Below are 12,093 nucleotides of genomic sequence, written 5' to 3'. Positions count from 1 at the left end.
GGCGGTGGGGTCCGTCGGGAGCCGGGGGTTCACCTGCGGTTGTCCAGCAGCTTCCTCGCCGCGTCGATGGCCCCGCCGACCTCGCTGGAGGTGTGCTGGGCACCGGGGTTGGCGGCCTGTGCCAGCCGGTCCAGGACCGGTCTGATCATCTGCTTCTGGCTCTCGACGTCGTCGGGGCTGCCCACCGGGTGGTCGTACCACTCCTGCAACCGCCTGAGCAGTTGGGTGATTTCCTCGTCCCGACTGGCGCCGCCCCTGCCGGGGATGTTCACGGGTTTCGACATGCGACCGACCTCCTCGAATTGCACAACGCACGACCGGGAACGGGCGCAAGTGCCGCGCCGGAATTCGCCAAGGATTCCCGGGCGACCACCGCAACCAGCCCGACACGGCCCTGATCAGGGCCTTCGGGGTCGAAGATCCCCTGTCAGAACGAAGCGGAGATGCGTCCGGACGAGACGGTACACCCTTCCGGAGGCCGCCGACAGGACCGCCACCGAAACACCGGGATGAACCGATCGAGTGAGTTCCACTCGGTTTTCGCATTACCCGGAGGTCGATTTCCCCATTTCGGCGGCGGCCGCGGACAGGCGGTTCAGCCGCCCCTCAGGGCGTCCGACACCCGCGCCTCCCGCTCGTCCGGCTGCACGAGCCCGGTCTGCACCAGCGACACCCCGCGCCGGCTGATGTGCTGCGCCCGGCCCGGGACCAGGGCGCGCGGCTTGACACCGGCGAACACCGGGCCCTCCGCGGGCGGGCACGACAGCAGCAGCGCGGGCGTGTTGACCTCCACCAGCCGCCGCAGCAGCGGGTCGCCCATGCCGCGGGCCGCGCCGTTGGCCGAACGCGCCACCACCACGTGCAGGCCCAGTTCCACGCCCTGCGCCAGGTGGTCCAGCAGCGGCAGGAACGGGCTCGCGGTCGGACCGCCCAGCAGGTCGTGGTCGTCGACGACCAGGAACAGCTGCGGGCCGCGCCACCAGTCCCGCCGCCGCAGCCGGGCCGGCGTGACCTCCGGGCCGGGCAGGCGGTTGCGCATCGCGTTCGCCGCGCCGTCCACGAGCTGCTTGACCACGTCCACGGCCACCGCGTAGCCGAGCCGGTGGGCTTCCGGGACGCAGTCGTACAGCTCGCGGCGCTGGTCGACCACGATCACCTTCGCCTCGTCCGGCCCGAAGCGCCGCACCACGGCGTCCGCGACCAGGCGCAGCACGTTGGTCTTGCCGCTCTCCGCGTCGCCGACGACCAGCAGGTGCGGGTGCGCGCCGAAGTCGTGCCACAGCGGGGCCAGGTCCTCCTCGCGCAGGCCCAGCGCCACCCGCAGGTCCAGCTCCCCCTCCGGCGGCGGCAGCTCGGCCACCGGCAGGCGGACGGGCAGCGTCCGCACCGGCGGCGCGCCGGGCCCGTCCCAGGCCGACGCCACGGTCTCGACCAGGCCCGCCACGCCCGCGGCGAGGTCGTCGGCCGACGCGACGCCGTCCACCCGCGGCAGCGCGGTCAGGAAGTGCAGCTCCTGCTCGGTCAGGCCGCGGCCGGGGATCTTCGGGACCTTGGCGGCGGTGCGGATGTTGACGTGGGAGTCGATGGCGTCACCGAGCCGCAGCTCGAAGCGGGTGCCGAGCTGGTCGCGCAGCGCGCTGGTCAGCTCGCCCCAGCGGGACGCGGTGACCACCAGGTGCACGCCGTAGCTCAGGCCGCGGGTGCCGATCTGCGCGAACAGCGGCACCAGGTCGGGGAAGTCCTGCCGGATCGTGGACCAGCCGTCCACCACCAGGAACACGTCACCGTAGGGCTCGTCGGCGAACTCGCTGGCGGCGCGGCGGCGGCGGTAGGTCGGCATGGAGTCCACGCCGTGCTCGGCGAACCACTGCTCGCGCCGGGTGATCAGCCCGGAGACCTCCAGCAGGGTGCGGCTCATCCGCTCGGTGTCCAGCCGGCCCGCCACGCCGCCCACGTGCGGCAGCCCGAGCAGGCCCGGCAGCGTGCCGCCGCCGAAGTCCAGGCAGTAGAACTGCACCTCGCGCGGGCTGTGGGTGAGCGCGAGCCCGGCGATCAGGGTGCGCACGAGGGTGCTCTTGCCGCTCTGCGGGCCGCCGACGACCACCACGTGCCCGCCGGCGCCGGACAGGTCGGCGGTCAGCAGGTCGCGCTGCTGCTCGAACGGCCGGTCCACCACGCCCACCACCGTCCGCAACGAGCCCGTGCCGTCGTAGCGCGGGGCGGGCGCCACCAGCCCGTCCAGCGTCGGGGGGTCGCCCAGCGGCGGCAGCCACACCGCGTGCGCGGGCGGCCCGGCGTCGACCAGCCGGTCCACCGCCACCTCCAGCAGGCTGGCGGTGTCCGGTTCCGGTTCGGGCTCGGGCACCACGAGCGGCTCGACCGGCGGCACGTAGGCGGTGGTGTAGGGCACCACGTGGCTCGCGACCACCGAGGCGCGAACGCGGCGGCGCTCGGGGCGGTAGGCGCCGGAGACGTAGGCGGCCTTGAACCGGGTCAGCGTGGAGGTGTCGGTCTTGAGGAAGCCGTTGCCCGGGCTGGTGGGCAGCTCGTAGGCGTCGGGCACGCCCAGCACCGCGCGGCTCTCCATCGCCGAGAACGTGCGCAGGCCGATCCGGTAGGACAGGTGCGACTCCAGCTGGTGCGTGCGCCCCTCGTCCAGCCGCTGGGAGGCCAGCAGCAGGTGCACGCCCAGGCTGCGCCCGAGCCGGCCGATCATGACGAACAGGTCCATGAACTCCCGGTGCGCGGCCAGCAGCTCGCTGAACTCGTCGACCACCACGAACAGCGTCGGCAACGGGTCCAACTCGGCGCCGGCGGCGCGGGCGCGCTCGTACTCCAGCGCCGAGGCGTGGTTGCCGGACCGGCGCAGCAGCTCCTGGCGGCGCATCAGCTCGCCGTGCAGCGCGTCCTTCATGCGGTCGACCAGCGCGGCCTCGTCGGCGAGGTTGGTGATCACGGCGGAGGTGTGCGGGAGCCGGTCGAGGTTGAGGAACGTCGCGCCGCCCTTGAAGTCGACCAGCACGAAGTTCAGCGCCTCCGACGAGTGGGTCAGCGCGAGCGCCAGGACGAGGGTCCGCAGCAGCTCGGACTTGCCCGAGCCGGTCGCGCCGATCAGCATGCCGTGCGGGCCCATGCCGCCCAGGGCGGACTCCTTGATGTCCAGCTCCACCCGCGAGCCGTCGGCGGCCACGCCCAGCGGCACCTTCAGCCGGTCGGCGGCCGGTCGGCCGGACCACAGCGCGGGCACGTCCACCGTGCGCAGGTCGGTCACGCCCAGCATCGCGGTCAGCTCCACGTCGGCGGCCAGCGGTTCCGTGGTGTCCACGGACACGCCCAACCGCATCGGCGCCACCCGGGCGGCCAGCGCGGCGGAGGCGGCCGGGCCGAGGGCGTCGGGCGCGCCGAGCCGGGTGGCGACCTCCTTGCCGTTGCGGTCGTCGCGCACCATCTCCAGCCCGTCGCCGGCCAGCCGCAGCCGCAGCACCGCCCGCCCCGGCTTCCAGGTCAGCGCGCCCCGCAGGTCCAGCACGACGCAGTTGCGGTAGCCGGGGCCGTCCAGGCGGCTGTCCGGCGGCACGGCCGGCACGTCGAGCACCACGACGACGTAGGGCTCGTCGCGGCTGGGCGCGGCGTCGGGGTCGAACGGCGGCCGGCCCGCGAACTCCTCCCCCAGCACCGGTTCCAGCGCGCCCACGCCGCGGCACAGCAGGCGCACCGGGCCCGCGCCGTCCACGTCGGACGGGTGCTGGGCGTGCGGCAGCCACTTCGCCCACTCCCAGCCCGGCGCGGCCTCCGGGGCGGCGACCACCGCCACGCGCAGGTCCTCCGGCGCGTGGAAGGCGACGAGCTGCGCCAGCAGCGCCCGCGCGGTGGCCCGGGCGCGGTCGGTGTCGCCGTGCAGCAGCACCCGGGCGTAGGCGCGCAGGTGCAGCGCGATCGGCTGGTCGGGCACGCTGGCGTAGGCGCGGATGAAGCGGCGCAACGCGTGCGCGCACAGCGGTTCCAGGTCCTCCACCGGCTTGGTGGTCAGCGGCGCGAGGGTCAACCCGAGCCGCTGCTCGCCCAGCGCGACGCGCACCTCGGCGAAGTCGTCGTGGGTGGCGCGGCGCTCCCACAGCCGCGAGGAGCCCACCACCGTCCACAGCGCGCCGGGCGCGGGGTGGCGCCAGGCCAGGGCCTCCTGCTGCCGCCGCACGGCCTTGCGGATCTGGCGGCGGGTGCGGGCCAGGTAGCGCAGGTAGTCCTGCCGCTCGCCGCGCAGCTGCCGCCGGCGCTCGCCGACGTTGCGGATGAGCTGGGTGACCAGCATCGCCACGGCCGACACGGCCATCAGGCCGATGGCCACGTACATCATCGGGTGCCCGCCGCCGGGCTGGAGGAAGATCAGCACCATGCCCATCGAGCCCAGCGCCATCGGCAGGTAGCCCAGCACGCCGGACATCCCGCTCTGCCGCTCCGGCAGCACCGGCGGTTCCTGCAGCTGCAGCTCGCCCGCGGGCAGTTCCGGGCCGGGGCGGCGCGGCGGTCGGCGGAACAGCACCACGCTCATGTGCGACGAATCCTCTCCTCGGCGGCGAGGTCTACCGCAGCCGCGGGCGGCGCGGCGCAACCCTGCCCCTTGCTCCCCGCCGCCCCCGTACTTTCGGGCAGTCCTCACCGGCGGGCCGCATGCCCGCGCGCGTGCGCCTTACTGTGCGCTTCCGTCCACCGCCCCCCGTTTGAGGAATCCGCGTGAGTGACAGCACGGTCGCCGGCCTGTGCCGGCTGCGCGTCCGCGGCCCGTCGTCGTCGTTCGAACTGGCCGTGCCCGCCGACGTGCCGCTGGCGGACCTGCTGCCGGCCCTGGTGGACCACGCCGGTCCGGGTGACGGCGAGGCCGTCGAGCACGGCGGCTGGGTGCTGCAACGGCTGGGCGGTGCCCCGCTGGACCCGGAGGCGACCCCGGGCGGGCTCGGGTTGCGCGACGGCGAGGCCGTGTACCTGAGGCCGGCGCACGACACCCTGCCGCAGGTGCACTTCGACGACCTGGTGGACGGCGTGGCCACGGCCCTGCGCGACCGGTCCGACTCGTGGCGTCCGCAGTGGACGTACCGGTCGCTGCTGGCCGGCGTGGTGCTGGCGCTCGGTCTGGGTGTGCTGCTGCTCGACTCGTCGGTGCCGCAGCCGCTGCGGGTCGTCGTCGCGGGCGTGGTGGCGGTGCTGCTGCTGATGGGCGCGGCGGCGGCGTCGCGCGCGGTCGGCGACGGTGCGGCCGGCACCGCCCTGGGCGCGATGGCGCTGCCGTACCTGGTGTCGGCCGGGTGGCACCTGGTCGACGGCGGCGAGCCGGGCGCGCGGGTGCTGGCCGGGTGCGCCGCCGGGGCCGGTGGCGCGGTGCTGGCGCTGGCCGCCGTCGGGGCGTCGGCGCCGTTGTTCCTGGCCGCGGCGCTGGTCGCGGGGTTCGGGGCCGTCGGCGCGGGCGCGCTGCTGCTGGGGCAGCCGCCGGTCGGTGCCGCCGCCGCGGTGGCCGTGGGCGCGGTGCTGCTGGGGCCGTTCGCGCCGGGGCTGGCGTTCCGGCTGTCGGGGCTGCGGCTGCCGCTGCTGCCCGGTGACGCCGACGAGTTGCAGACCGAGATCGAGCCGTACCCGAGCGGGCTGGTGCTGGACCGCGCCGCGGTGGCGGACCACCTGCTGACCGGGATGCACCTGGCGTGCGGGCTGGTGTGCTCGGCCGCGCTGGTCGTGCCGGCCGCGACGCCGGGGTGGCGGCCGGCCGCGCTGGTGGCCGCGATCAGCGTGCTGCTGCTGGTGCACTCGCGCGGCATGGGCGGGGTGTGGCACCGGCTGGCGGCGCTGGTGCCGGGCACGTGGGGCGCGGCGCTGCTGGCGCTGCGCTGGGGTTCGGACGGCGCCCTGCTCGCGCTGGCGGCGCTGCTGCTGGTCGCCGCGGCGCTGGCCGTGGCCGCGTGGACCGCGCCCGGTCGGCGGTTGCTGCCGTACTGGGGCCGGGCCGCCGAGGTGGTCCAACTCGTCGCGGCGGTGGCCGTGGTGCCGTTGCTGCTGCTGGTGCTGGGCGTGTTCGACGCCCTGCGCGCCCTCAACGGCTGAAACGAGCGGGAGGAGCACCGTGCGGTCACGGCGCGACCAGGTCCAGGCGCACCTGTTCGTGGTGCGCAGGCTGCGCACCGGGATGCTGCGCGACGACCCCGAGGACCCCGACCCGCCGGTGAACCGCACCACGCGCGGGGTCGTGATCGGCCTGGTGGTGGCCTTCCTGGTGGCGCTGGGCGTGGGCGTGTACGGGTTCATCGTGCCCGGCGGGGCCACCGGGTGGCGGCAGCCGGGCACGCTGGTGGTGGTGCGCGGCACCGGCTCCCGGATGCTGTACCTGGACGGGGAGCTGCGCCCGGTGCTCAACCAGAGCTCGGCCCGCCTGCTGGCGGGCAAGGAGCTGGTGGTGGACGTGGTGGACGAGCGGTCGCTGGAGGGCGTGCCGCGAGGCGCGCCGATCGGCGTCGTCGGCGCACCGGACGCCCTGCCCGCACCGTCCACTGTGGATGGTGCCGAGTGGTTGGTGTGCGGCACGGTGACGACCGGTCCCGGTGGGAAGGCGGCGGCGCGCACCTCGCTGGGCGTCGCGGTCGGGCACCGGGGTCGCGGCCTGGCCGAGGGCGAGGGCGCGGTGGTGTCCGCGCCCGACGGGTCGGTGAGCCTGCTGTGGCACGGCCAGCGGCTGCGGTTGGACACCGCGCACGGCGCGGTGTCGGCGCTGGGCTACGACGCGGTCACGCCGTTCCCGGTGTCGGCGGCCGTGCTCGACGCCCTGCCGGCCGGTCCCGACCTCGCTCCCCCGCCGGTGCCCGGCGCCGGTCGTGACGGGCCGGTGCTGGCGGGCCGGCCCACCCGCGTCGGGCAGCTGTTCACCGGGCCGGGAGGCGAGCCGTACCTGCTGCGCGCCGACGGGCTGCTGGCGCTGACCGAGCTGCAACGGGACCTCGTCCGCGGCGACCCCCGCACCCAGCAGGCCGGTTACGCGGGCGGCCCGGTCGTGCCCGGCCCGGTCGGCCCGGACGACCTCGCCGCGCACCGCGCCCCGGCGGAGGCGTCGGCGGCGCGCGACGGGCTGCCGACCACCGCGCCGCGGCCGGTGCCGATCGGGTCGCGGCAGGGCGTGTGCGCCGAGGTGCGGCCACGCGGGGACTCCCCGGTCACGGCCGTGACCGTCGTGGGCGACGGCGAGGTGCGCGGCGCGGAGCCGACCGCGGAACCCGGCGTGCGACCCGCGTGCGTCCCGGTGGACGAGGTGGTGGTGCGGCCGGGTGGTGGCGCGCTCGTGCGGGCCCTGCCGGCCGCGGGCGGGCCGGGCGGCACCGCGTTCCTGGTGACCGACACCGGTCGCAAGTACCCGGTCCCCGACGACAGGTCCGCCGCGCAGCTCGGCTACGCCCTGTCGTCCGCGGTCGGGCTGCCCGCGGCGCTGACCGCCGCCCTGCCCACCGGCCCGGCGCTCGACGCCGCGCTGCTGGCGGCGCGCGGCGTGGTGCCGCCCGGACCGGGTGGGGCGTGCGGGTGAGCCGGGAGTGGACTATGGGGCACGTTGCGACGGCGGAAGGTCACCGGCCGCACGCGGGACCTCCACCCGCCCGGCGAGCCCCACTAGCGTCCGGATCATGAGCACTCCCGATTACAGCAAGAGCAGTCAGGGGATGCAGAGCGGCATCGCCGCTCTGGAGGACCACGTCGCGGCGATGATCACCTCCGCGAACAACGTCGTCGCCATCTCCGACGAGATCGCGACCGCCTACGTGGCGGGCTCCAGCACCGTCTACCGGCACAAGATGCACGAGTGGATCGAGAACTACAACAACGTGATGCGCAAGTTCGAGGCGCTGCGCGACAACTCGTCCACCGTGGACCGGATCATCGACGAGGCCGAGGACGAGACCCACACCACCGCGCTGAGCGTGCAGGTCACCGCAGCGCTCAACGTCTGACCGAACAGGAGCAGCGGACATGGCCGACGTCAGCATCCACCACGCCTCCCTCGAATCCGCCATCTTCGACCTCCAGCAGGAGGCGAACAACGTCGTCACCCACATGGACAACCTCGCCGGCGGGCTCCTCCCGCTGCGCGAGACGTTCCAGGGTGACGGCCGCGTCGAGTTCGACGCGTTCGAGCAGGCGGTGTCCACCGCGCAGGGCGAGATGCGGGAGAACCTGCGCCAGGCGATCATCGCGTTGCAGAACATGCACGACACGCACCGCACGGCCGACCGCCAGGGTGCCAACACCTTCGCCGCCGGCTGACCGGGCGGACGACCGTGGCCCCCGGCAAGTACCAGGTCGACGAGGACACCCTGATCACGTTCGCCAACGACGAGATCCCCAAGTTCCTCAACGCGACGAACACCGACCCGGTGATCCTCAAGCTGATCGACTACGAGTCGGGCGGCAACCGGGGTCCCGAGCACGAGCTGTTGCCCGGCAACGCCAAGAACTTCCCCGTGGTGACCGAGCTGCGCAAGGAGTTCACCGGCCTGCTGACCCGGCTGCACACCAGGGTCGGCGAGTTCCGCTCCACGATGAGCCGGACCCGGATCGACCTGCTCCAGATCAACACCGTCACGCAGAACGGCGAGGACGACGCCAACCTCACGGCGGAGGAGCTGATGACCGCCCTCCAGGACGTCTTCAGGCCCTCCAGCACCACCACCCCCACCACCTCGAAGTGAGACCCGGGCCGCGCTGATCAGGGAGGACCATGCCCTACACCTGGGAAGACGCGCTGCTGATCTACTCCGGCAGCGACCAGAAGGTGACCACCCGGTCGGACGTGGCCACGGGCAGCTGGATCGAGGGCCGCGTGAGCACCAACTACGTCGTGCCCGACCACAAGGACTACACCTACTGGGTCGACGTCAGCTGGACCGGCTACACCAACTACGAGGGCGGGACGACGTCGAACGACGACTACGTCACGACCGTGGGCGTGAAGCTGACCGAGCGGTTGACCAAGGCGTGGGAGGAGTTCACCAAGCAGGTGCCGACGATCCTGGCGGCCGGCGGCAGCGACAACGCCAACCCGGACAGCTTCATCAACGCCTCCTCCCTGCTGTTCGACATGGGCGGCTGGTTGACCACCTGGACGGGCAACGCCCGCAAGTGGGCCTCCGACGTGGACGGCGCCGACAGCGACTGGCAGGGCAACGCCGCCGGCGTGTTCAAGGCCCTGATGAACGGGTTCGCCGGGCAGATCGAGAACATCAACCTGCAACTGGATTCCGGCACGCTGGGGTTCTACCTGTTCGGCTGCCACTTCGTGATGTCCGACGGCCGCAGCCAGTTGCTCACGGCGTGGAACGAGGGCAAGTCGGTGCTCTCCCCCGGCGCCGCGGTCGAGAACGTGATGAAGAAGCTGAACAGCGCGCACGTCGAGGTGCGCGACAACCGGGCGACGATCACCTTCGACAACTACGGCAACCCCGAGCACGAGGACTTCTGGACCAAGATCAGCCAGGAGGCCGCCGAGGCGTGGCGGACCTCGGTCCAGAACGCCCTGGACCCGACGGCGAACGGCGTCATCGGGCGGATGGAGAACACCTACCGGGCCACCGCCGCGGCCTTCCACAACACGGAGCTGACCCCGCCGCCGCTGCGGCTGCCCCCGACGCACTCGGGCGGCGGCAACGGGACGGGCAACATCACCGGGCCCACCACCATCGGCGGGCCGAACGACATCAAGGGCCCCACCGACGTCACCGGGCCGACCGACGTCGACGGTCCCCACCTGGACGGCCCCAACCTCGACGGCCCCGCCGACGTCTCGGCGGTCGGCGGCCCGGACGGGCCGGCCGACGTCCCCGTGCCGAACCCGGCGGTCACCGGCATCGGCCCGGTGGGCGGCCCGAACGGCATCACCACCCCCAACGGGGGCAGCGGCGAACCGGTCCTCGGGCCGGACGGCAAGCCCGTGCTCGGCGCCGACGGCAAGCCGCTGACCGTGCCGGAGGGCTCGGTCGTCACCCCGCACGGGGTGGTGCTGGGCCCCGACGGCAAACCGGTGCTGGGCGCGGACGGCAAGCCGATCGTCGTGCCCAAGGGGTCCAAGCTCGGTGACAGCGTGCTCGGCCCGGACGGGCGGCCGCTGACCACCGGCAACGCGCCGCTGACCGTGCCCAAGGGGTCGAAGGTCAACCCCGACGGCACCGTCACCGGTCCCGACGGGAACCTGGTCAAGGGCCCGAACGGCAAGCCGCTCACCGTCCCCGCCGGGTCCCGGGTCGACGCCAACGGCACGGTGCTCGGCCCGGACGGCAACCCCCTCCCGACGCCGGAGGACATGCCGCTGCGCGTGCCGCAGGGTTCGCACGTCAACGCCGACGGCACCATCACCGGGCCCGACGGCAAACCGGTCACGGCCACCGACGGCAAGCCGCTGACGGTGCCCAAGGGGTCGACCGTGGGCCCGGACGGCACCGTGCTGGGCCCCGACGGCGACCCGCTGCGCGCGCCCAAGGGCACGGCGCTCACCGTGCCGGAGGGCTCGAAGATCACCGCCGACGGGGCGGTGCTCGGCCCGGACGGCAAACCGGTGCCGGGCCCGGACGGCAAGCCGCTGACCGTGCCCAAGGGGTCGAGCCTGGGCTCGGAGTCCCCCGCGCACGTCCGGACGCTGACCGACGCCGTGGGTTCCGTCGGGGGCGGCACGCAGCTCACCGTGCCGACCGGCACGCGCATCGCGGCCGACGGCACCCTGCTCGACGAGGACGGCGACCCGCTGCTGGACGCCACGGGCCACCCGCTGACCGTGCCCAAGGGGTCCACCATCGGCCCCAACGGCACCCTGCTGGGCCCCAACGGGCAGCCGCTGCTGATGCCCCGCCAACTGACCGCGGCACCGGCCCGCCAGTTCACCGCCGACGCCGTCGAGCCGCTGCCGATGATCCGGCGCGGCACGTCCTTCACGGCCGTCGAACCGGGCGGCCCGCTGCTCCCGCGCGACCCGATCCGCACCGGCACGGTCGCCGCCGCGGAGGACGGGCTGGGCCTGGCGGCCCGCGGCACCGGCGTGCGGACCCGGGCCGTGATCGGCAGCGACGGCCGGGTGGTCGGCGAGGGCGTCGAGGTCCCGGCGACCTCCCGCCGGTACAACGCCGCCGGCGCGGGCGTGGCCGCCGAGGAGGCGGCGCTGGCCGCGCGGGCCGGGCAGTCGCAGTCCGGGATGCCGATGGTGCCGCCGATGGGCGGCGGCGGACCCATGGGCGGCGGGTCGTCGCCGAAGCAACCCAGCACGTGGCTGGTGGAGGACGAGGACGTGTGGGGCACCGAGTCGTCGGCCCCGCCGGGGGTGATCGGCCGGTGAGCCGACGGGAGAGGACGCGATGAGCAACCCGTTCCAGGAGCAGATCGACCAGGCCATGGCCATGGTGCGCGACCAGCGGGCGGCGCTGCGCCGGGCCCGCGACGAGATGCGGGCGGCGACCGCCACCGCCACCTCGCGCGACCGCCTGGTCACCGTGGTGGTCGGTGCGCAGGGCGAGCTGCGCGACGTGCGCTTCAACGGCACCGGCTACCGCGAGCTGCCACCGGCGCAACTGGCCGCCACGGTGGTGGAGCTGGCGGGCCGGGCGCGGGCCGAGATGGCCGGGAGGGTCGCCGACGCGTTCGGCCCGCTGACCGGCGGGGCGGAGTTCCTGCGCCGGTCGATGACCGGCGGCACCGAGCTGGACGAGTTCCTGGCCCCGCTGGACGCCCTGCGGATGCCGGGTGCGACGGGCCGCGACGACGGGGAGTGGGCCGATGGCTGAGCGGTACACGTCGCTGCCGGACCTCAAGCGGCGGTTCACCCAGTTCCACGAGATCTCCTCCATCACCCAGCGGCTGCGGCTGCGGCTGGACCACATCCACGAGGAGAACCGCACCGCCGCCGGCACCGACGACGAGGTGGCCAAGACCTACCACAAGCAGGTCGACGGCCCCGCGAACAACCTCAGCGAGTTCGTCTCCCAGATCCAGCAGAACTTCTGGCTGTACGGGGACAAGGGCGTCACCACGTCCACCTACTTCGACGTCGCCGAGGACAACGCCACCGACACCGCCCACGGCGCCTGACGG

At 74.3% G+C, this 12,093-nt stretch carries 10 protein-coding genes; 8 read left to right on the top strand and 2 right to left on the bottom strand.

Annotated features, from left to right (window positions below):
* Positions 1-29 precede the first annotated feature (29 nt).
* Together ACIGNX_RS01580 and eccCa are read right to left on the bottom strand one after the other, a co-directional pair.
* Complete coding sequence (locus ACIGNX_RS01580; RefSeq protein WP_396535130.1) at positions 30-284, bottom strand: hypothetical protein; 255 nt, start codon at positions 282-284, stop codon at positions 30-32.
* 311 nt (positions 285-595) lie between these two features.
* Positions 596-4,549 carry a type VII secretion protein EccCa gene (gene eccCa / locus ACIGNX_RS01575; RefSeq protein WP_396535128.1) on the bottom strand — a complete coding sequence of 1,318 codons (3,954 nt, stop codon included), beginning with the start codon at positions 4,547-4,549 and terminating at the stop codon, positions 596-598.
* A gap of 182 nt (positions 4,550-4,731) precedes the next feature.
* Between eccCa and eccD the strand changes: the two genes are divergently transcribed.
* From eccD to ACIGNX_RS01535, 8 genes are all read left to right on the top strand, one after another.
* On the top strand, positions 4,732-6,087 hold the full coding sequence (eccD, locus tag ACIGNX_RS01570) for a type VII secretion integral membrane protein EccD (RefSeq protein ID WP_396535126.1): 1,356 nt from the start codon (positions 4,732-4,734) through the stop codon (positions 6,085-6,087).
* A gap of 19 nt (positions 6,088-6,106) precedes the next feature.
* Positions 6,107-7,552: a type VII secretion protein EccB gene (gene eccB, locus ACIGNX_RS01565; RefSeq protein WP_396535124.1), complete on the top strand. Its 1,446-nt coding sequence runs from the start codon at positions 6,107-6,109 to the stop codon at positions 7,550-7,552.
* A 97-nt stretch (positions 7,553-7,649) separates the two neighbouring features.
* The gene (locus tag ACIGNX_RS01560; RefSeq protein ID WP_396535122.1) at positions 7,650-7,973 is read left to right on the top strand and encodes a hypothetical protein; all 324 of its coding nucleotides are present in this window, start codon (positions 7,650-7,652) and stop codon (positions 7,971-7,973) included.
* Between the two features lie 19 nt (positions 7,974-7,992).
* On the top strand, positions 7,993-8,286 hold the full coding sequence (locus tag ACIGNX_RS01555) for a WXG100 family type VII secretion target (RefSeq protein ID WP_396535120.1): 294 nt from the start codon (positions 7,993-7,995) through the stop codon (positions 8,284-8,286).
* Positions 8,287-8,300: 14 nt separating this feature from the next.
* Positions 8,301-8,711, top strand: a complete 411-nt coding sequence (locus tag ACIGNX_RS01550) for a hypothetical protein (RefSeq protein WP_396535118.1) — start codon at positions 8,301-8,303, stop codon at positions 8,709-8,711.
* Positions 8,712-8,740: 29 nt separating this feature from the next.
* Positions 8,741-11,341 carry a hypothetical protein gene (locus ACIGNX_RS01545; RefSeq protein ID WP_396535116.1) on the top strand — a complete coding sequence of 867 codons (2,601 nt, stop codon included), beginning with the start codon at positions 8,741-8,743 and terminating at the stop codon, positions 11,339-11,341.
* A gap of 19 nt (positions 11,342-11,360) precedes the next feature.
* Positions 11,361-11,786, top strand: a complete 426-nt coding sequence (locus tag ACIGNX_RS01540; RefSeq protein ID WP_396535114.1) for a YbaB/EbfC family nucleoid-associated protein — start codon at positions 11,361-11,363, stop codon at positions 11,784-11,786.
* Positions 11,779-12,090, top strand: coding sequence for a hypothetical protein (locus ACIGNX_RS01535; RefSeq protein ID WP_396535112.1), 312 nt, complete (start codon positions 11,779-11,781; stop codon positions 12,088-12,090). The genes ACIGNX_RS01540 and ACIGNX_RS01535 overlap by 8 nt, the downstream gene beginning before the upstream one ends.
* The last annotated feature ends 3 nt before the right edge of the window (positions 12,091-12,093 follow it).

This window comes from Actinosynnema sp. NPDC053489, from assembly GCF_044544865.1.
Taxonomy (GTDB): domain Bacteria; phylum Actinomycetota; class Actinomycetes; order Mycobacteriales; family Pseudonocardiaceae; genus Actinosynnema.
This window is presented reverse-complemented; position numbering and strand designations above follow the sequence as displayed.